General features: G+C 33.0%; 20 protein-coding genes. 12 read left to right on the forward strand and 8 right to left on the reverse strand.

Annotation, left to right across the window (positions count from 1 at the left end):
- Positions 1-2 precede the first annotated feature (2 nt).
- Positions 3-1,640, forward strand: coding sequence for an alkaline phosphatase PafA (pafA, locus tag V1T75_RS11045; protein ID WP_330488600.1), 1,638 nt, complete (start codon positions 3-5; stop codon positions 1,638-1,640).
- Positions 1,641-1,739: 99 nt separating this feature from the next.
- On the opposite strand, the gene V1T75_RS11050 is transcribed toward pafA, so the two are convergent.
- The gene (locus tag V1T75_RS11050; protein WP_081728322.1) at positions 1,740-1,895 is read right to left on the reverse strand and encodes a YqaE/Pmp3 family membrane protein; all 156 of its coding nucleotides are present in this window, start codon (positions 1,893-1,895) and stop codon (positions 1,740-1,742) included.
- A 123-nt stretch (positions 1,896-2,018) separates the two neighbouring features.
- Here V1T75_RS11050 and V1T75_RS11055 point away from each other — a divergent pair, with 123 nt between their 5' ends.
- On the forward strand, positions 2,019-4,790 hold the full coding sequence (locus tag V1T75_RS11055) for a T9SS type B sorting domain-containing protein (RefSeq protein WP_330488601.1): 2,772 nt from the start codon (positions 2,019-2,021) through the stop codon (positions 4,788-4,790).
- Positions 4,791-4,859: 69 nt separating this feature from the next.
- Here the strand turns inward: V1T75_RS11055 and V1T75_RS11060 are convergent, their stop codons facing one another.
- The 4 genes from V1T75_RS11060 to V1T75_RS11075 all read right to left on the reverse strand — a co-directional run bounded on the left by V1T75_RS11060 (position 4,860) and on the right by V1T75_RS11075 (position 9,518).
- Positions 4,860-7,358, reverse strand: coding sequence for a M14 family metallopeptidase (locus V1T75_RS11060; RefSeq protein ID WP_330488602.1), 2,499 nt, complete (start codon positions 7,356-7,358; stop codon positions 4,860-4,862).
- A 101-nt stretch (positions 7,359-7,459) separates the two neighbouring features.
- Positions 7,460-8,080 (reverse strand): thioredoxin family protein, encoded by a 621-nt coding sequence (locus V1T75_RS11065; protein ID WP_330488603.1) that lies wholly within the window; start codon positions 8,078-8,080, stop codon positions 7,460-7,462.
- 6 nt (positions 8,081-8,086) lie between these two features.
- Entirely contained in the window at positions 8,087-8,599 is a 513-nt protein-coding gene (locus V1T75_RS11070) for a TlpA family protein disulfide reductase (protein WP_330488604.1), read from the reverse strand.
- 130 nt (positions 8,600-8,729) lie between these two features.
- On the reverse strand, positions 8,730-9,518 hold the full coding sequence (locus V1T75_RS11075) for a S1/P1 nuclease (RefSeq protein ID WP_330488605.1): 789 nt from the start codon (positions 9,516-9,518) through the stop codon (positions 8,730-8,732).
- 122 nt (positions 9,519-9,640) lie between these two features.
- Between V1T75_RS11075 and V1T75_RS11080 the strand changes: the two genes are divergently transcribed.
- The 10 genes from V1T75_RS11080 (at position 9,641) to V1T75_RS11125 (ending at position 19,805) form a co-directional block, all read left to right on the forward strand.
- A complete protein-coding gene (locus V1T75_RS11080; protein ID WP_330488606.1) occupies positions 9,641-10,501 on the forward strand; it encodes an SPFH domain-containing protein in 861 nt (286 codons plus the stop codon).
- A gap of 3 nt (positions 10,502-10,504) precedes the next feature.
- Positions 10,505-10,672 carry a hypothetical protein gene (locus tag V1T75_RS11085; RefSeq protein ID WP_330488607.1) on the forward strand — a complete coding sequence of 56 codons (168 nt, stop codon included), beginning with the start codon at positions 10,505-10,507 and terminating at the stop codon, positions 10,670-10,672.
- 1 nt (position 10,673) lies between these two features.
- Complete coding sequence (locus tag V1T75_RS11090; RefSeq protein WP_330488608.1) at positions 10,674-10,841, forward strand: DUF4177 domain-containing protein; 168 nt, start codon at positions 10,674-10,676, stop codon at positions 10,839-10,841.
- Between the two features lies 1 nt (position 10,842).
- The gene (locus V1T75_RS11095; protein ID WP_330488609.1) at positions 10,843-11,343 is read left to right on the forward strand and encodes a hypothetical protein; all 501 of its coding nucleotides are present in this window, start codon (positions 10,843-10,845) and stop codon (positions 11,341-11,343) included.
- A 138-nt stretch (positions 11,344-11,481) separates the two neighbouring features.
- Positions 11,482-11,649 (forward strand): Arc family DNA-binding protein, encoded by a 168-nt coding sequence (locus tag V1T75_RS11100; RefSeq protein ID WP_081728321.1) that lies wholly within the window; start codon positions 11,482-11,484, stop codon positions 11,647-11,649.
- A gap of 96 nt (positions 11,650-11,745) precedes the next feature.
- Positions 11,746-14,940, forward strand: a complete 3,195-nt coding sequence (locus V1T75_RS11105; protein ID WP_330488610.1) for a VPS10 domain-containing protein — start codon at positions 11,746-11,748, stop codon at positions 14,938-14,940.
- A gap of 44 nt (positions 14,941-14,984) precedes the next feature.
- Entirely contained in the window at positions 14,985-16,904 is a 1,920-nt protein-coding gene (locus V1T75_RS11110; protein WP_330488611.1) for a S9 family peptidase, read from the forward strand.
- A 140-nt stretch (positions 16,905-17,044) separates the two neighbouring features.
- Positions 17,045-17,710 carry a DUF2490 domain-containing protein gene (locus V1T75_RS11115; RefSeq protein WP_330488612.1) on the forward strand — a complete coding sequence of 222 codons (666 nt, stop codon included), beginning with the start codon at positions 17,045-17,047 and terminating at the stop codon, positions 17,708-17,710.
- A gap of 42 nt (positions 17,711-17,752) precedes the next feature.
- On the forward strand, positions 17,753-19,060 hold the full coding sequence (locus tag V1T75_RS11120; RefSeq protein WP_330488613.1) for a DUF819 family protein: 1,308 nt from the start codon (positions 17,753-17,755) through the stop codon (positions 19,058-19,060).
- A 40-nt stretch (positions 19,061-19,100) separates the two neighbouring features.
- Positions 19,101-19,805, forward strand: coding sequence for a DUF4369 domain-containing protein (locus tag V1T75_RS11125; RefSeq protein WP_330488614.1), 705 nt, complete (start codon positions 19,101-19,103; stop codon positions 19,803-19,805).
- A 65-nt stretch (positions 19,806-19,870) separates the two neighbouring features.
- On the opposite strand, the gene V1T75_RS11130 is transcribed toward V1T75_RS11125, so the two are convergent.
- From V1T75_RS11130 to V1T75_RS11140, 3 genes are all read right to left on the reverse strand, one after another.
- Entirely contained in the window at positions 19,871-20,707 is an 837-nt protein-coding gene (locus tag V1T75_RS11130) for a universal stress protein (protein WP_330488615.1), read from the reverse strand.
- 83 nt (positions 20,708-20,790) lie between these two features.
- Positions 20,791-21,489 carry a sulfite exporter TauE/SafE family protein gene (locus V1T75_RS11135; protein ID WP_330488616.1) on the reverse strand — a complete coding sequence of 233 codons (699 nt, stop codon included), beginning with the start codon at positions 21,487-21,489 and terminating at the stop codon, positions 20,791-20,793.
- On the reverse strand, positions 21,489-21,935 hold the full coding sequence (locus V1T75_RS11140) for a FixH family protein (protein ID WP_330488617.1): 447 nt from the start codon (positions 21,933-21,935) through the stop codon (positions 21,489-21,491). The genes V1T75_RS11135 and V1T75_RS11140 overlap by 1 nt, the downstream gene beginning before the upstream one ends.
- Positions 21,936-21,995: the final 60 nt, after the last annotated feature.

Consider the following 21,995-nt stretch of genomic DNA (forward strand, 5'->3'; position numbering starts at 1 on the left):
AAATGAGAAAAATAGCTTTTTTAGCAGCTATAATATGTTTAACGAGCTGCTCTGTTAATAAAAAAACAAATACTCAGAAACCAAAACTTGTCGTTGGTGTTGTTATCGACCAAATGCGTTACGATTACCTTACTCGTTTTGCTAATAGGTATGGAAACGATGGCTTTAAACGTCTACTTAGAGAAGGGTACTCTTTAGAAAATGCACACTATAATTATATACCTACCTACACCGCTGTAGGGCATACTTCTATATACACTGGAACCACACCAACTAACCACGGTATTATTAGCAATCATTGGTACGATAAATATTTAAAGAAAACTATTTACTGTGTTGATGATGACAACTACAATACTGTTGGTAATGACGGTGAAGGAGGAAAAAAATCTCCTTATAGAATGTTAACGACTACCGTTACCGACCAGTTAAAACTGGCTCAAAACATGAATGGTAAAACTATGGGTATTGCCATAAAAGATCGTTCTGCTATTTTACCTGCAGGACATACTGCTAATGCTGCTTATTGGTTTGACGGTGGTGATAAAGGACAATGGATTTCTTCTTCTTTTTACTTGAATGAATTGCCTACTTGGGTACAAGAGTTTAATGCTTCTGGAAAAGCTGACGAATATTTAAGTAAACCATGGGAAACTTTATATGATATTAGTACGTATACTCAAAGTATTGATGATGATAATAACTTTGAAGTAACTTTCAAAGGAGAGGAAAAGCCAGTTTTTCCTCACGACATCCCTACTCTAAGAAAAAGCAATAATAATTACAGTATAATAAAAGGGATTCCTGCTGGTAATTCTATAACTACTGACTTTGTCAAAGCGGCTATTATTGGTGAAAGCTTAGGAAAATCTGAGTATACTGACTTTTTAGCAGTTAGCTATTCTTCAACTGATTATGTTGGACATCAATTTGGAGTTGCTTCCAAAGAAATTGAAGATACTTATTTACGCTTAGATCAAGATTTAGCAGAGTTATTTAAGTTTTTAGACACCCAGGTTGGAAAAAATAATTACACCTTATTTTTAACCGCTGATCATGCTGCTGTTCAAGTTCCATCTTACTTAGAATCTTTAAAAATCCCAGCTGGTTATGTTAAGCCAGTGGCTTTCAAAAACTTTTTAAATGAGATTACCTTAAAGCATTTTAAATCTGACGAAATCATTGAAAACGTTTCTAACTTCCAAGTTTTCTTGAATAAAGATAAGATTAGTGAGTTAAACCTTAACTATGAAAACGTAGCACAAACCATAGCGGATGAAGCTGTCAACCATGCTAAAATTTATAAATCGGCAACTGCAAGAACGATGCAAACGACTACCTTTACCAACGGAATTTTACATGTATTACAAAATGGTTACAATCAAAAATTTTCAGGTGATGTGATTTTAATCCCCAATCCGTCAACTATTGCTAGTAGTTCAAGAAAAGGAACTACTCATGGTTCTGGATACTCATATGACACTCATATTCCGATGATTTTCTACGGAAACGGAATTAAACAAGGAGCTTCTAAAAAGAAATACGAAATTGTAGATATTGCTCCAACCATTTCTAATTTATTACAAATAGAATTCCCTAACGGTTGTTCTGGAAAAATTATAGCTGAAGTTCTTGAATAAAAACCTTAAAGAGCTGAAAAGAAATAAAAGCCATTTTGATTTTATCAAAATGGCTTTTATTTAATTAATTCATTTTCAAATTATCAAATTACACCTTGTTTAATTCGGATTGTTTAATATGATTAGTGCAGCAATTACTCCTGGAACCCACCCACAAAGTGTTAGTAAAAACACTATTAAAATAGACCCACAACCTTTACCTATCACCGCTAATGGAGGAAAGAAAATTGCTAATAAAACTCTTAATAAACTCATAGTACTTTTTTGTTAATATACTTAAAAGACGAGTTTATTAGAATTTTGTTACAATTACTAATACTAATCCTTATTAGTTTTTATATTCTCCATAAAAAATTATCTTTGTCAAAAAAAAGCCTTATGAAAAAAAAACTACTCTCTTTAAGTTATTTCTTTTTGCTTTTTATTTCCTTTAAAACTTTTGCTCAACTAGAAGCACACTTAAAAGAAGGTGAAGGATGGATAAAAGGAAACTATGTTGAAATAGGAATAAACAGCAAAGGGGTTTTTGGAGCCAACACGAGTAATAAGCCTGCTACATTTCATGACAATAGAGAAACATCTAATTTTTTATTTGGATTCATAGCAAACCCTCAAAAAGACGATTGGGTAGATTATGATGGTGATTTTTTTACCCCCGGTGCAGCTGAAGAAGGTTTTGTTATAGAAATTAATGGCATAAACTTTAGTAATAATAATGTAGATTTTGTTGAGGGAATAGATGGAGAGATTCTAAGCAGTGAAAAAATAGAATCTGATTGTTTTGATAATCTTGCACAAATTACATGGCAAGGAACTGTAGATGACTTACAAATTAAAAGGTTATTTAGCGTAACGGAAAACGGTCTTTTTATTCAAATGATTACCTCAATTACTAATACAAGTAATGTTGTTAAAAATGATGTTTATTTTATGAACAACGTTGACCCTGATAACAATGTTACTCTAACAACTGATTTTTCTACAAATTTAGAAATTGTTAGCCAACCTAGTCCTACTAATAACATTTCTATAGTAAAGGCTACTCAAAATCCTGTAGGAGACATCAATGATCAGGATGGATCAGCTGTTAGTTTTTATGCTAACGATCAAAGAGCTAAAGTAAGTTTTGGAGGATTTAGCAACAGAAGTGCTAGTCAGATATGGAACGGAATTGGAGTAATCAATACAGTAGGTGCAACTACTTTAGCCGATGAAGCAATGTCTATTTCATTTAATTTAGGAAACATATTACCCAAAGAAACTAAAACCTTTGTTTACTATTATATTTTAAAAGAAATAGATGAAACTTTTGTCCCTTTAATTGTCAATATTAGTACTTCAAATCCAACTGGCTGTGATGCCAAAGATGGTTCTATTTTATTATCTGGTTTAGACAAAGAGGAAAAGTACCTAATCAGTTATATGAAAAATGGTGTTCTTATTCCCGAGAAAAATTATACAACTGATAGTGCTGGAGACATCAAACTTCTTAACCTTGAGGAAGGAGAATACTCTAACTTTAAAATAAAGTATAAAGGCTGTGCTACAGAGCTAAACTCTATTTACAAGCTTGCTCCCCCGTCTCTTCCAAGTCCTACTTTTCATATAAGCCCTCTTACTAGTTGTGGAGGTAACGATGGTATAATTACCTTATCTCAACTATCAGCCTATGAAGAGTATACTATTAGCTATACTAAAAATGGACTTCCAGTTCCTGAGGTAAAATATACAACCGATAGTTTAGGAGACATAAATATATCTGGGTTGGAAGAAGGAACTTATGCCGATTTCAAAATAACCTATAAAAGTTGTGTTAAAGAATTTAATAAAGCACACTCTTTAACTCCTCCTCAACCTGCTGTTCCTACTCTTGATAGTAATGCTCCTACTAATTGTGAAGGTGACAATGGAGAGGTTATTATTTCAGAACTACCTCCTAATGAAGATATTACTATTAATTATCAAAAAGACGGAATTAATGTCAATGAAATTACACTAACTTCTAGTAATGATGGAAAAATTATAATCGACAATTTAGTAAATGCGACCTATTCTGACTTCAATTTTGTATATCCCTCAATAGCTTGCTCAAATTCCTCAGATAAAATTATCACCTTAAAAGGAACTACTCCTTTTCATGTAACAAGTATTCCTGATCAATATTTTTGTGATAACGATTTTGATTTTATCACCAATATTAAACTTGATCAATTTGACCATATTGCTTTAGGTTCATTAAATAGTGATGAGTACACTGTAACTTATCACACATCATTAGAAAATGCTACGAATAGCATAAAATTAAATAAAGAAAACTACACAACAACAGGAGTAGGAACCTACTCTCTATTTGTCAAAGTAACTTATAACGACTCTGGTTGTTATAACGTAGAAGAATTTCCAATAACAATTAATATTCCCGCTGATTTTAATATAGATGATACTTACTTATGTAAAAGAACCGATACAAATTATGCACTCCCTGAAATAGCAACAAACCTCAATAGTAGTGAATATACTTTTGAATGGTTATTAGACGGTGTTCCTTTAAGTTTAACAACACCTACGATAACTGCTAATCAAGCCGGTACATATAAAGTCAAAGTAACATCAATAGCTACAGGGTGTTCAAGTACTGATACAGCTAAAATAATTCCTTCAGGGGAACCAGACGCCCTAAAATTAGTTTTAAACTCTAAATTGTTTGCAGACAATCATATTGTAACCGTACACGCTAGTGGTTTAGGTAAATATATATACCGTCTGAATGATGGCGCATATCAAGAGAGTCCCGTTTTTGAAAACGTTCCCCCAGGGAATAATACATTTTACGTTTTAGATGAAAATGGTTGTGGGGAAGTAAATATTAGTAAAACAATAATAGATTATCCTAGGTTTTTTACCCCCAATGATGATAACATTAATGATATTTGGCATATTATTGGGGTAAAAGAACTTAACAGTCCTACAGTTCAAATATTCGATAGATATGGTAAACCTCTTACTATTTTAACTAAAGAAAGCGACGGTTGGAATGGTATATATAATGGAAAAAGGCTTCCTACAAATGATTATTGGTTTGTATTATTTTTTATTGATGAAAATGGTGTAAGTCAACAAGTAAAATCTCATTTTTCTTTACTTTACTAAAAAATAATAGTAAAAAACTGCCTAGCTTTGTACAAAGCTAGGCAGTTTTTTACCTCTTTTAAAGTCTTTCTACATCAACTTCCCAAAGAAAATTGCATTCATGAGCAATTTATTGGTTCCTAACCAAAAACCTCTAAAGTTGGTATTGTCTGTAAAAACAATTATTCTTCCATTCCCCAAGCGTCCGGCTTTAAACGGAACGGTGCTTTTTAACTCTTTTAAATTTTCTTTAGATATATAACCACTTAATAACGGATTACTTGTATACTGAATTGGGTTATTATAACTCTTTGCATCGGGTTGAATGAATTGCTTGGTATTTCTAAATAATGCGATTTTATCATTTTTGTAACCAAAATTAATTGGATGTGAGCGATCAATCCTTGCTTCAAAAATAGCTCCTCCAATTACTTGTGCTCCCGATTGTAACGAACGGTTTTCAAATGACACATTGTTTATAGAGTCAATTTTAGTTTTATTAAACTTTACATTAATAAATCCTTTGTTTGATAACCAGTTTATTGCATTTCTATATCCTACTAACACTCCTCCATTACGCACCCATACTTTTAGTTTTTCTACTAAATTCTTATCAATTGAGCGACTATTCGGAACAATAATCGTCGTATATTTATCAAGGTTTACTCTCGTAGCATAATCGGTATCTAACTTTGTTAGTTTCATATCGTAACGCTGATCCAACAAATGCCAAATTTCTCCTGCATCGTAACTTGTAATTCCGTTACCTACTAGCATCGCTACTTTTTGTTTTTTAACCGCTTCAAAATTTCTACTCCCTAAATCAATTCCTTCGTTCAACCCTGTAGCTACTCCATTAATTTCAAGATGATTTTCATTCGCTATTGTACTTAAAAAATCGAATAACTCTTTTCCGTTTAACTCTTGATTTTGAGCTGGAATAAAAATGGTTCCATAGTCGTATGAATTGCCATCGTTTGTAAACTTTTTCATCGCTACTTTCGCTCGTAATCCTTTTTCTAAAATCGTATTTAACGCTTTAGGAGTGTTGTACTCATTCCAAGAAAATAAGTAGCCTACACTACTTTTTTGTTGAATTGTTCCTTGTTTTACTGGTAATTGAGTCACCTCAGCTCCTGCTTTCGACAACGAAACATTATCCGCAAAATCAACTCCAAACGCATAATTGAATGTCCAAGCAGATACATCGTAAAACAAGCTATCTTTAAAGGTTGTTCGTACATCAAACATTGCTTTTACCAATCGATGATTTTTTTGGTTCATAGGTACTACATAGCTATACCCTTTTTTGAAGCGTTTACCATTCGATGTAAAATCTTCTTTTAACTCATGGAGTTTTATTTGATGGCGTTGTAAAACCTCAGCTAAATGATTTGTCTTTGCAGCATCTTTTTCATCGCCAAACACTATTGCTTTGTTTGTTTCTGAGCTTCTTGAATTTTTATAAAAATCTTGTTGATATTGTAAGATTTTAGTTCGCATATTTTTAGCAGCTTCCAAGGTTGACAATGCTGCTGTAAACTGATTTCGAATGGTAAATGGAAAGGTTAAAACTCCGTTTTCACTTTCTTGTGCATGCCCACGAGAACTTCCTTGTTCAAACAAAATTCCGATTCCTCCATTAATATCTGGAAAAGTCGATCCTTTTCCATAGTAAAAATCATCAAAACTTTCTTCTGAGTAATAGGTTGAGCCAATTTTATCAAATGCTTTTGCATGATACGTAGCTATTTCTTTCGTTAACTCTTGATTCATTTTTGGAGTTAACGGATTTGTTCTACTCGGAATTCCTGGTTGGAAAAAGAAGGTAGAATTGGTTCCCATTTCATGATGATCGGTTAAAATATTAGGCAACCACTTGTGAAAAGTTTGAATTCTAGCTCTACTCTCAGGTAATTGAACTGGCAACCAATCGCGATTCATATCAAACCAATAATGATTGGTTCTTCCTCCTGGCCAAACTTCGTGATATTCTCTATCATTCGGATCAGGATTGATATTATTTGCCTTATTTATATTTGCCCAGTAAGCAAAACGTTGTAAACCATCTGGGTTCATTGCTGGGTCAAAAAGTATTATCGAATTATTTAGTAATTCTTCTATTTTCTGCCCTTCTCCTGCTGCTAAATAATAAGCAGCTGCTAACGCTGCATTTGAACCACTTGCTTCATTTCCATGAATAGAAAATCCTTGATATACTACAATTGGACTATTAGATATATCTAGTGAAGCATCGTTTGTTGCTTTGATATGCTTTTCTCGTATCGCTTCTAAATTTTGATGGTTTTTAGAGGACGTAATTGTTAGCAACACCAACGGTCTTCCTTCATAAGTTCTCCCTCTGTTTTCAAACCTCACTCTATCAGAAGCTTTGGCTAGTGCTTTCATATATTCTACCAACTTATCGTGTGTTACATGCCACTCACCTACTTCATGCCCTAAAACAGACTCTGGAGTAGGAATATTTTGGTTATAAGAAACATCTTTTGGCAAGTAATAATTCAAATCGATAGTTTGAGCGGTTACTGTTGCACTAACAAACAGTAGTGATAGTAATAATTTCTTCATTATTTTCTTAGTTTCATTTTGCGTTTGATTATAAAATTAGGCAATAAGTAAAATCCCGCATTACCCGCGGGATTTATCTTTTTTCATCTTTATTTATTTAATTACCAACTTCTTTTATCTTTGATGGAACAGCCAATTGCTCTTGTATCTGTTTTTGTTGGCTTTTCTCCTTTTAACAAAGCATCTACAGCATTTTCAACAAAACGTTCTTTTACATTTGCTTCATTACGCGAACTATCATCTATAGCACCAATATATTCTACAATTAATTTATTATTCTCTTTATTTAAAACATATACATGAGGTGTTTTAGTTGCTCCATACATAGGATACACTTTCTGACCTTCGTCAAACAAATAAGGAAATGTAAATCCTTTTTCTTTGGCACGTACTTTCATTGCTTCATAACTGTCCCCCTTTGATACTTCAGGATCGTTCGGATTGATAGCAATGACTGGGAATCCTTTCTTTTTATACTTGTTATCCAGAGCGATTAATCTATCTTCATTGGCTACAGAATACGGGCACATATTGCATGTAAATACAACAATAAATCCTTTTGCTTCTTTATAATCTGCTAAGGAAACCATTTTACCATTTATATTTTTTAATGCAAAGTCTGCTGCTACATCTCCTACTTTATAACCTCCGGAGTTATTACTAGTAAATGCAGAAATAGATGCAACCACTAATAACATCAGTATTATTTTAAATGTCTTCATAATTATTTAGTTTAAAAAGGTTTGTAATTCGTTTTGTAATTCCACATAGCTAAAAGTTCGTTCGTAAAACTTTCTCTTTTGCCTGTTGTAAATTAAGGTTGCTGGTATTGAACCTGACCAGTTCTCTGCTATATCTGGTATCCAAAATTGCTCATTTGAATCTTCAAAATGAAGTATTTTAGCTTGTAGCTTTTTCTTTTTGATAAATGGTATTAAGTTCGTTTCTATTTGCTTAGAAAAATCTAGACTTACCAAAATAACCTCTACATTTTTACTTTTATATTTTTTATGAAGTTTTTCAAAAGCCGGCAACTCTTTTACACAAGGCATACACCAGGTAGCCCAAAAATTAACGACATACGTTGTATCATTATTCTTATGTAAAAATGGCCTTAATTCTTCGTAATTTAACGTAGTTATTTTACTGTTCTTAGTTGTGTTCTTAACCTGAGTTTTGGTGGTTGTTCCACTAAAAAAAGCGGTTACTATAAGTATGAGTAAGAATTTGCTTCTATGCATTTTAAAACGATTTCTCTCAAAATTAACTGTTTATCATATTAAAAAGATAGAATTAACTAAATATTAACAAGAAAAAAGCTCGGAAAATATATTTTTCGAGCTCTTTATTTTATGACTATATTTTGTTGTACTAACTAAAAATTTCATTTAATAATTTGGCTAAACGCAAACCTCCTTTTTGCAACTGTTCTCTCACTACAGGAAAGTATACATACGAATAACGATAACGTAAGTTTTCTCCTACTTCAGCAGATTTGTAGACCTCTTTAGTAATTTTGTGTGTATCATGTAACCAATCTACAACAGTTCCTTTTTGAATTACTTTGATTTGTTCTTTAGATAAGTCTCTAGCATTATTAGCTAATTCAACATAACTCATATCCCACTTATTAATTAAATCTTCATCCCAAACTCTGTGTAAATTAGAACCTTTTCCATGCCATTGAACCTGAATTTTATTACCTCCTAAATCTTCTTTTTGTCCAACATGCATGGGTTGATGTAAATCTCCCACTAAATGCACCAACATCTTTAAGTAAAAACGTTTGTCTTCAATTGAACTATTTTCATCTTTTAACACTTTTACACAGTGCTCTATACCAGTAATCATATCTCCTTTCGGATTTTTTTCGGTATCTTCATAACGAGCATCTAATGGCATGTTTACATAATGCCAAGTATAAAACTTCCCATATTTCTTTCTATCAGATTTTATTTCATCTGCATAAGTAGATACAAATGCTAAGCTTTCACCTTGTAGTAATTTTTCAATTTTCTTTCTAGCCTTCTTAGTCAAGTGTTTTTCTGCAATTTTTCCAGTAGCTCTGTGACCTGTTGGCCCCCATACATCTTTGTTGTTAGCTATTGATGAAATACTCACTAACAATGCAACTAATACTATTAAAAATTTTGTCTTCATGAATGGTTTAAATTATAATCGGAAGCTAAATTATAAAATATAATCATCAAAAATTTGGATTTAACAAATTTTAATTTATATCTTTATGATATCATTTTAATATCATTTTAACTAAAACAAACATGAAAGCAGAAAAAATTATCAAACCAGCAAATGGGTACCTAATGTTTTTTATTGTACTTATTCTTTTTATTGGCGGAATCGCTTTGGCAGTAAAAAGCGAAAACCCAATATTTATATTAATGTCTGTATTAGCATTTATTTTAGCATTAGGTTTCATTTTGGTAAACCCTAATTCTTCAAAAGTTCTATTATTCTTTGGTAAATATGTAGGTACGGTAAAACAAAATGGTTTATACTGGGCTAATCCATTATATAAAAAGAAAACCATTTCGTTAAGGGCTAGTAATTTTGACAGTGAGCGTTTAAAGGTTAACGATAAACTAGGAAACCCAGTAATGATAAGCACCATTTTGGTTTGGAGAGTTACCGAAACCTACAAGGCTGCTTTTGATGTTGATAATTATGAGAATTTTGTTCGTGTACAAACAGATGCTGCTGTACGAAAACTAGCTAGTATGTATCCGTATGATAATTTCGCAGATGAGGGACACGAAGAAGATATTACACTACGTTCTAGTGTAAACGAAGTAAGTGAAGCTTTAGAAAAAGAGTTAGAAGAACGATTAGCTATTGCTGGTATTGAGGTTTTAGAAGCACGAATTGGTTATTTAGCCTATGCACAAGAAATTGCAAGCGCTATGTTAAAACGTCAACAAGCTACAGCCATCGTTGCTGCGCGTCATAAAATTGTACAAGGTGCAGTTGATATGGTTGACATGGCTTTACAAGAACTAAACAAAAAAGAAATTGTAGAGTTAGACGAAGAACGTAAAGCTGCGATGGTTAGTAACTTATTAGTTATTTTATGTGGAGATAAAGAAGCTTCTCCAGTAGTAAATGCAGGAACTTTAAATCATTAGACTATGAAAAAAAAGAACAAAGAACATAAAATTATTTTAGGAACTACTGTAGGTGTAGCTATAGGTACAGCATTAGGAGTTACTTTAAATAATATTGCCCTTGGTATGTCTACAGGAACAGCTATTGGTGCAGCTATTGGATTAGCTATGAGTACTAATAAAAATCAATAAAATGAAAGAATATAAAATTATACATAGAAAGTTCAGTTGGTCTAATGGAAGGCAAAAATTTGAAGATGAAATTAACAACTATGCAAAACAAGGTTGGCGAGTAGCTAGCAGCTACCAAGTAAGTGACGGTAATATTGAGCTTATATTAGAAAGAGATAAAAACCGATAAGATGAACGTTTTTAAAGAAGAACAACGATTTACTCAACTATGGCTGTTAGTGTTATTAGCATTATGCCTAATTGTACCTGTTACACTTATCGTTAAAGAATATACACAACAAAACTCAACAATGAATTCTACTGAATTTATACTTGTTCTTCTTGGAATTACTGCTTCTTTTACTTGTATCTTTATCTTTAAACTAACCACACGAATTGATGAATACGGAATTCACTATCAATTTTTTCCTTTTCACTTGTCATTTAAAAAAATAGCTTGGTCCGAGATTAATAAAGCATATATCAGAACCTACGACCCCATTGGTGAATATGGTGGATGGGGATTCAAAAGCGGTTTACTTTGGAATAGAAAAAAAGGAACTGCTATTAACATCTCGGGAACTGTTGGCATACAATTGGAACTTAAAAACGGTAAAAAACTATTGATAGGTACCCAAAAAGAACAAGAAGCTAAACATGTATTAGAAAACTATCAACGCAAAATAAATTAACGTGATACAAGTAATTACCACCATTATAGTATATATCTTAATTTTTATGATCTCTTTACTGTAAATTAAAAGAATTTTGAAATTGTATTTTTGCAACCATTTTTTGCGTTTCAAAAAAACACTATTATAAAACACAACATGGCAAAAAAGAAAGCTTTTGCACTCCGCATTAATGAAGATATGTTAAAAGCCATTGAAAAATGGGCTTCTGATGAGTTTCGATCTACCAATGGACAGATTGAGTGGATGCTTATGCAAGCCCTTAAAGAAGCCAAAAGAGAGCCAAAAAAGAAAGAAGAAGAATAACAAATCTTAAGAACTTGTTAAAAAAAACGTCCAATTTTATTGGGCGTTTTCTATTTTGTACATTGTACAAACTTAAATTACAAGCAACTAACTATTATGAAAAACCTTTTTTATCTGCTATTTATAACCTTCTCTTGTGCTGCTTTTTCTCAAGAATTCTCAATGGATTTAGTCAAAAACATGAAACTGAGAAACATTGGTCCTGGTGGAATGAGTGGACGTGTCACAGCCATTGATGTTGTAGAATCCAACCCTGATATTATGTTTGTTGGGACAGCTTCAGGAGGAATTTGGAAGTCTACCTCAGGAGGTATTAAGTGGGAACCTGTTTTTGATAAAGAAGTAACTGCTTCTATTGGTGCTTTAGCCATACAACAATCCAATCCTAGTGTAATTTGGGCAGGAACTGGTGAAGGAAATCCTCGTAATAGTTTAAATGGTGGCTATGGAATTTTTAAATCTCTTGATGGTGGTAGGTCATGGAAGTCCATGGGATTAGAAAAAACACGTCACATACACCGTGTGGTGATACACCCAAACAATCCGGATGTTGTATACGTAGGCGCTATCGGATCTCCTTGGGGAGAACATAAAGAACGTGGTGTATATAAAACTACCGACGGTGGTAAAACTTGGAAACAAATTTTATTCAATAATAATAAAACAGGTGCTGCTGATTTAATTATGGATCCATCCAATCCTAATAAACTAATAGCCGCTATGTGGGAACACAAACGCGACCCTTGGTTTTTTAAATCTGGAGGTGAAGGGAGTGGTTTATACATTACTCACGACGGTGGCGATAACTGGAAGAAAATTACCGAAAAAGAAGGCTTCCCTAAAGGTGAACTAGGTAGAATTGGCGTAGCAATCGCTCCTTCGAACCCAAATACTGTGTATGCTCTTGTTGAAGCAAAGAAAAACGCTTTATATAAAAGTGAAGATGGTGGTTTTTCTTGGAAAAAGATTAATGATAAAAAAGGCATTGGAAATCGACCTTTTTACTATTCAGAAATTTATGTAGATCCTCAAAACGAACACAAATTATACACAGTTTTTACCTATGTAAATGTTTCTATTGACGGAGGAAAGCGTTTTAAACAACTTATGCCTGCTTATGGTGTTGATAATGGTATTCACCCAGATCATCACGCTTGGTGGATTCATCCTAAAAACGGAAAATTCATGATTGATGGAAATGATGGAGGAATGAATGTTACCAAAGATGGAGGTAAAACTTGGCGTTTTATCGGTAATTTACCTGTTGCACAATTTTATCATATTAATGTAGATAATGAGTTTCCTTACAATGTGTATGGCGGTATGCAAGACAATGGCTCTTGGCGCGGACCTGCTTATGTATGGAAAGACCAAGGAATACGAAATTCTTATTGGCAAGAGATTAGTTTTGGAGATGGTTTTGATGTTATTCCTGATAAAGACGATTCGCGTTATGGCTGGTCTATGAGTCAACAAGGTTATGTATCTCGTTACGATTACAAAACAGGTAATAACTATACCGTTCGTCCAACACATCCGGATACCAACATGAAACTACGCTTCAATTGGAATGCAGCCATTAATATTGACCCGTTTAACAACAGCACTTTATACTTCGGAAGCCAGTTTGTACACAAATCAACCGATAAAGGGTTAACGTGGAAGGTAATTTCTCCAGACTTAACCACCAACAATCCTAATAAACTCAAACAATCAGAAAGTGGTGGATTAACTATGGATGCTACTGGTGCAGAAAATCACTGTACTGTTTTAGTAATTGAACCCTCTCCTATTGAAAAAGATATGTTGTGGGCTGCTACGGATGATGGACAAGTACATATTACTAAAAATGGAGGTACAACTTGGACAAATGTTGCCAAAAACCTAAAAGGTTTACCAGAAAACAGTTGGATTACGCAAATAAAAGCATCTAACAAAAATAAAGGAGAAGCTTTACTAGTTGCTAACGATTATCGTCGTTTTAACTATAAACCTTATGCTTACAGAACTAAAGATTATGGAACAACTTGGGAACGTATTGTTGATGAAAATGATGTAAAAAGCTTTACACAATGTATTATTGAAGACCCAATTGAACCAAATTTACTTTTCTTAGGAACTGACGATGGTTTATATATTTCTTTAAACGCAGGAAAAAAATGGACTAAGTGGACTGAGGGCTTCCCTACTGTTCCTGTAAAAGATTTAGTAATTCACCCAAGAGAACACGATTTAGTGATTGGTACTTTTGGTAGAGCAGCATGGGTATTAGATGATATTCGTCCATTAAGAGCTTTAGCTAAAGACAAAAATATTCTTACCAAAAATATTGAATTGTTCACGCCGCCAACTGCCTATCAAGTAGCGTACCAGCAACCCACTGGTAGCCGATTTGGTGCTGATGCTATGTTTAATGGAACGAATAGAGATCGTGGTGCTTTGATTCAGTTTTATGTAAACAAACCAAAATCAAACAAAAAATCTAAAGAAAAAGATAAAAAATCAGTTAAAAAAGAAGATGAGAATACCATAAAATGGGATTCTATTAAGTTTGAGGTATTTGATGGTAACAGACTTATCAGAACTCTTAAAAGAAAAACTCCTGAAGAAAATGGTATTCATAAAGGTGTTTGGTTTATGAGTGAAAAAGGAGTTACCAGACCTTCTAGAACTATCAGAAAACAAAAAAGAGAGCCTAGAGGTGTTCGAGTAAAACCTGGAACCTACAGCATAAAAGCGACGTTTGGTAATCAAACATCCGAACAAAACATTACTGTAAAGTTTGACCCTAGACTTCATATTTCTCAAAATGCAATCGATCAAAAATATGCAACAGCCAAAGATTTAGAGGCTCAACAAAAAACCATCACTAATGCAGTAAAACAGTTAGTTGAGAGTAAAAATATTGCCAATAGTTTCAACCAAAAGCTATCTAAAAAAGACAAACAACTTTATAAAGAATCAATTAAAAACTCTAAAGATATTGTTAAGAAAATAGATACACTTTTAGCTGTTTATTTAGGAAAAGTAGACAAAAGACAGGGTATTACACGAAATCCAGAAATGAATGTTACTCAACGTTTAGGAATAGCTAGCAGATATGTAAATAGCAGATTTGGTGAACAAACTTCTACAGAAAAACAATTAATTATTCAATTTAAAGAAGCATTAAAACCAGCACTAGAAAAAACCAATGCTTTCTTTAATAAAGATTGGAAAGAATATAAGATTGAAGTTGAGAAAATAGACTTGTCTCCTTTTAAAGAAACCAAGCAATTTAGTTTAGAATAAAAAAGCTTACTAAAAACAAAAATTAATAACCCAAACATACACTTATGAAAAAACATTTCTTACTACTTGCTATTGCCCTTTCGGTAGTTGCTTGTAAAATGGATAAAAAAGATTCTGACAAAGCCATTGTAACACTCAAAAAATACTCTATTGAGCAAATGATGGATAACGAAAATGTTTTTGGAGGAAGTTTTTCTCCTGATAACTCTAAATTACTAGTAACTAGTAATCGTTCTGGAATTTATAACATGTACACCGTTTCAACCTCTGGAGGAGAATTTGAACCTATTACTAAGTCAGATAGTTCTTCTGTTTTTGCTACATCTTATTTTCCAAAGGATGAAAGAATGTTATTTAGAATGGACAATAATGGAGATGAAATTTATCATCTCTTTTTAAGAGAACTCAATGGTAACATTAAAAATTTAACGCCTACCCAAGGCGCTAGAGCAAGCTTTTTTGGTTGGGCTAAAGATGAAAAGAGTTTCTTTTTTACTTCAAACAAAAGAGACAATCGTTTTATGGATCTCTATGAAATGGAGCTTGAAACGTTTACTCCAAAAATGATTTATGAAAATAAAGAAGGCTATAACGTTTCGGCTATATCAAACAATAAAAACATACTAGCCCTAAGCAAAACGGTTAATACCAACGATAGTGATTTGTTTTTGTTTGATAGAACCACCAAAGTAATCACCAAAATTAACCTAACATTGAGTGGTAATTCTGCTGCTGATTTTTCTACTGATGATACCGAGTTCTACTATACAACTGATGCTGAAGGTGAATTTGCTACCTTAATGAAATATACTATTAGTACCAACGAAACAGAAAAAGTACTAGCCAAAGATTGGGATATTTCAGGAAGCTACTTTACAAACAATGGCACCTACAGAGTGACATATATTAATGAAGATGCTAAAAACGTAATTGAAGTTTACGATGTTAAAGCTGGTAAAAACATAGAACTTCCTAATGTTGATGGAAAAAGCATCACTAGTGTTGGTTTTTCTAGAGACGAAAGTATGATGCGTTTTTATGCTGGTGGCTCTAATACTCCTTCAAACTTATATGTATACGACTTAAAAACTAAAAAGCAAACGCAACTAACCGATGTGTTAAATAAAGAAATTAACCCTGCTGATTTAGTAAAAGCGAAAGTAATTCGTTACCCATCTTTTGATGGAGTAACTATTCCTGCAATTTACTATGCACCTCATCAAGCTTCAGAAGATACTAAAGTTCCTGCTTTAGTTTGGGTTCATGGAGGTCCTGGAGGACAATCACGTCAAAATTTCAGTTCTAGAATTCAATATTTAGTAAACCATGGATACGCTGTTTTAGCTGTTAACAATCGTGGTAGTAGCGGATATGGTAAAACCTTTTTTACTATGGATGATTTAAATCACGGAGAAAAAGATTTGCAAGATTGTGTAGAGGGTAAAAATTGGTTAGCAAAACAACCAGAAATAGACGCTGAAAAAATAGGAATCATAGGAGGATCTTACGGTGGTTATATGACAATGGCTGCTTTGACATATACTCCTGAAGAATTTGCTGTAGGTGTAAACATTTACGGAGTTACGAACTGGATGCGTACATTAAAAAGCATTCCTTCTTGGTGGGAGTCTTTTAGAGAAGCTTTATACAAAGAGTTAGGTGATCCACACTCTGCAGACTCAGTAAGGTTGAAAAGAATTTCTCCTTTATTCCATACCGATAAAGTAACAAAACCTTTAATGGTGTTACAAGGGGCCAAAGACCCAAGAGTTTTACAAGTAGAATCTGATGAAATTGTAGCTGGAGTTAAGAAAAATGGGGTTCCTGTAGAATATGTACTGTTTGATGATGAAGGACATGGTTTTGTTAAAAAAGAAAATCAAATAGAAGCTAATAGTAGAATTTTACAGTTTTTAGACACCTATTTAAAGAAAGAAGAACCTATAAAAAATGACGAATTATAAACAAATTAGTGCAATTTTAACATCCTAATTTTTCGCACGAAAAATCTGATTTTTATTTTTGCTCATATACCAATTAAATCTCCTGCATATACCAAATATGCAGGGGATTTTTAATATCACAAACAAGCTCTTTAACAATTATGAAAAAGTTTACTTTATTAATTATCATTTTATTTTCAATAAACAATTTCGCTCAACAATCAGCAGCTCCAGACCCGACAAAAGAATTAGGTGTATGGTATATGTATAACGGATCTCATCAAATTACTGATAAGTTTAGCCTAAAAACCATGGCACATTTCCGCTTCTTTGAAGTTGGAGATGACATGCAACAATTTATTGGACGCTTAGGTGGTAATTATAAATTTAATAAAACCCTAAGTGCGACTGTAGGATATGCTTTCTTAAATACTGATCGAACTTTTAATGTTGATGCGGGCGACTTTAACGAACACCGTATTTATGAAGACCTAAATGTAAATCATAAAATAGCTAGTGTAAACTTAGCGCATCGCTTTAGAGGTGAACAACGTTTTTTTGAATCGACCACTGGCAATTTCTTTCGATATCAACTAGTCTTGGGGCATCCAATCGATAAAAAATGGTCGACATACCTATATAATGAAACCTTTTTAGACTTTGAGGGAGAGGCCTATAATCAAAACTGGTTTGGCGCAGGTTTTAAATATAAAGTATCTGACATTGTAAAACTTCAGGCAGGGTATCAACTAATACATGTAAACGAAGCTGGTAACTTTAATAGAATTCAATTAGGAGTTGCAATTAGTACAGATCATCGAAAATAGAACTAACTAATATTTCATACTTTAGCGGCAAATTATTTTTAAATGGAAGCACCTCTTTTTACAAACGATGCAATCGTATTCGGTATTTTAATGATTTCGTTAGGTTTTGTATTTTATACAGAATCTAAAACTTCAGGGTTTTGGCCTAAGTTTTACAAAATAGTCCCAGGATTATTTATGGCATATTTTATCCCTGCAATATTTACTACTTTGGGAGTTATTTCTCCAGAGTGGGAAACTACCAGTGCTGCTGGCGAAGTCGTAAAAAATAAATCACAACTATACTATGTTTCTAGCCGATTTCTATTACCTGCTGCCTTAGTTTTAATGACATTAAGTATTGACTTAAAAGCTATTTTCAACTTGGGTTCAAAAGCACTAATCATGTTTTTTACAGGAACTGTTGGTATTGTTATTGGAGGACCGATTGCCATTTTATTAATTTCTGCCTTTTCACCAGAAACTGTAGGAGGAGCAGATTTTGATGCTGTGTGGAGAGGACTTTCTACCTTAGCTGGTAGTTGGATTGGTGGTGGAGCTAACCAAACTGCCATGCTAGAAATTTACAAATACAATCCTGCAAAATATGGAGGAATGGTATTTGTCGATATTGTAGTAGCTAATATTTGGATGGCAATCATTTTAATTGGAATTGGTAAAAAGGACAAAATAGACAAGTGGTTAAAAGCTGATACCTCAGCTATTGAAGATTTAAAAGAAAGAGTTTCTAACTTTACCCAAAGTGTGAAAAGAACTCCTACATTGACCGACTTTATAATTATGCTTGCCATTGCTTTTGGTACTGTTGGTTTTGGCCATTTTGCAGGAGCCTACTTAAGTGATGTTTTTGCTTCTATGACTGCAAGTATGGAATCTCAGACTTGGAGAAACATCTTCTCTTTCTTAGGTTCAAACTTTTTCTGGTTAATTAGTATATCCACTATTGCTGCTGTTGTCTTATCTTTTACCAAAGCAAAAAACTATGAAGGGGCTGGCGCTAGTAAAATAGGTAGTATTTTTATTTATGTGTTAGTAGCAACCATTGGAATGAAAATGGACTTGACCTTGATTTTTGATAATGTAGGACTAATCGCTATTGGTTTGGTATGGATGGCTATTCATGCTGGATTATTAATCTTAGTCGCTAAATTAATCCGTGCTCCATATTTCTTCTTAGCTGTAGGAAGTCAGGCGAATGTAGGTGGAGCTGCTTCTGCTCCAATTGTAGCACAAGCTTTTCACCCCTCTTTAGCAACCGTAGGTGTTTTATTAGCTGTTTTTGGATACGCTATCGGTACTGTAGGTGCAATTCTCTGTACAATTTTAATGGAAATAGCCTCAAAAGTTTAGGAGAAATCTGCATATTTGCAACAGACAAATTTTGAATTCAATGAAGAAAATTATTGCTCTTTTCGCAATTGCACTTGTTGCTTTTGCTTGTTCCTCTAAAAAAGAAGGGAACATGGTGGTTAAAGGTCAAATTAAAGGATTAAAAAAAGGTACTTTGTACCTTCAAAAAATGAAAGATACCGTATTAGTATCTGTTGATTCTATGGCGCTGTTAGGTGATGATAAATTTATACTAACAGATAACGTTGAGTCTCCTGTGATATATTATTTAACTTTTAATGGTAATACCACAGATAAGCATATTATGTTTTTTGGTGAAAAAGGTGAAATTACCATAAACGACAAAATTGAAGAGTTTGGTTTTAAGCCTGAAATTAAAGGTTCTAAAAATCAAGAAGTAATGGATGAGTACCGTAAAATAAACCAACGATTTATAGATCAACGTTTAGACTTTGTTAAAAAAGAAGTTGAGGCTCGTCAAGCTCAAGATGAAGTACAGTTAGAACAAGTAGAAGCAGATTTTAAGAAAATGATTCGTCGTCGTTTCTTATTCTCTACAAACTTTGCTATTGCAAACGCTGATAGCGAAGCTGCACCATATATTGCATTATCTGAACTATATGATGCTAATATTCAACTTTTAGATACTATCAATAATAGCTTAACTGACAACGTTAAAAATTCTGAATACGGTAAACGTTTACAAAAGTTTGTAGCTGATATAAAAGCTAAAGAGGGGAAGTAAGTTTTCTTTTCTTCAAACACTAAAAAAGCTCTTTCAAATTGAAAGAGCTTTTTTAGTGTTTTATTTTAAATTTTGAAAGACAATACTGGTAACTTGCTATGGTTAGTAATATCTTCAGAAATACTCCCTTCAAAAAAATGTGCTACCCCCTTTCGTCCATGTGTTGCGACCACCAAAGCATCTGAATTGGCTTTATTGGCATAGTAAAACACGCCTTTTTCTACAGTGTAATCAGATATTATTTTTACCTTACGAATACTTTCTTCGTAACGTTCATTCGTCTGATTGAAAAAACGTTTCATTCTTTCTTCTAGCTCTTTTGTGCTCTTAAATTTAGACGTTGGCGTACTTACATACACAAGTTCTATAGCTGCATTAAGCTTTTTAAGAAGTTCTTTTGCTTCCATGTAGGGTTTAACATCGTCATCAGAAAAATCGCAAGCAAATAATACGTTGTCTATTTGTTTTGTTATCGGTTCTTCTTTTACTACTAATACAGGTACATGTGCATAACGAATTACCTTTTCTGTATTTGAACCAATAAACATTTCTTTTAAACCGCTTGCTCCCTTAGACCCCATAACAATCAAATCTGCTCCTTCGTTTCTTGCCAACTGGTCTATTTCGCTAAAAATTTTAAAATGTTTTATAATCGGCGTTACTTTTATGCCTGATAAATATTCTTTCTCTAAAAACTCTGCTAATTTTTTTTCAGACATTTGTAGGTAAAACAACATTTCTTGTTGTAAATAACTTTCTGATCTACTTAAAACAGCATTAGATAACTCGAGCATATGTACTACCAACACTTCTGCATCAGACTTTTTTGCTAAAAAAGCTGCTGTTTGCAAAGCATTTTCAGAATATTCAGAAAAATCAACAGGAACTATAATTTTTTTCATGATTTATTACTTTTAGGTTTTACGTCTTCTATAAAGTTACCTAAATTTTATTAGTAACACTATGACAATTGTCAGTATTTTTTTTAGTGACAACCTTCAACTGAGTTATGAATATCGGTCACTGGAAGTGGAGATATATAAGGTATTCCTAACCCTAATCCTCTAAAAATAAACAATACTCCAATAAAAACTACAACATAGGGTATTGCCTGTTGAACTCTTTTTCGCACCAAGCCATTTGCAAAATTACCTGCATATACTACAGCTGTCATTAGTGGTATTGTTCCTAATCCGAAGAGAAACATATATATACTACCCGAAAACATGTTGGTTGTACTTAACGCTCCAAAAACAGCCATATACACTAATCCGCAAGGCAAAAATCCATTTAAAAAACCGATAGTAAAAAAAGTATCGTTTCCTTTTTTCTTCAACTCTTTTCCTAAAGATGATTTCACCTTCATTACCAATTTATTTATTGGATTAGAAAAGTTATATTTTTGAAAGGTTTTAGGAACAAGGATTGCCAAAATCATTAATACGCCAACAATGATAGAAAGTTGTTGCTGAAATCCGAAGAAATAAAACCCTTTTCCTAATAAACCAAACAAAAATCCTATGACACTATAAGTAAATAAGCGTCCGAAATGATAACTGGTAATTTGAAAAAACTGCTTTACTTTATTCGTTCTATCTACAGGTAACATAAAGGCTATAGGCCCACACATGCCTATACAGTGAAAACTACCTAATAAACCAAATATGATTGCTGAAAGAAACATTAATACACCAACTCTTTCTGAAATAAATAATCTTTATTTTTGTAGTTCCAGGAAACTGTTATGTTCCAGCGACCACCCAACAAACGTTTCTCAGGCACGAGCAAATATGTTTCGGAAATCGAAATAGGCATTTCAAAATCCAATTGTTTATCAGATGGTCTGTATAGGAACACTTTTCCTTTTATATCTTTAGGAGTAAAGTCCGTTGGAAAATGGACTTTAATTCCTTCAGCTACTTTTTCTATTGTAATATTGTCTTTTAATGCTTTCGCATTTTTAGTTGCATCTAATTTGTTCTGAAATTCTAATTCTTGTTGATAATATTTTTCAGTTACCAAATCGTGATTATAATTTTTACCTGTACTCATTGTGATTACGAAATACATGATAAAACCTATAAACCCTATAATTGCTATTACTATACCCGTGCCCCAGTTTAGTTTCATTTTATTATGTTTTATAGCTATTAGCTGTTGGCTTTTAGCATTAATTCTATTTACTTTCGA

Source organism: Tenacibaculum sp. FZY0031 (assembly GCF_036350695.1).
Taxonomy (GTDB): Bacteria; Bacteroidota; Bacteroidia; order Flavobacteriales; family Flavobacteriaceae; genus Polaribacter.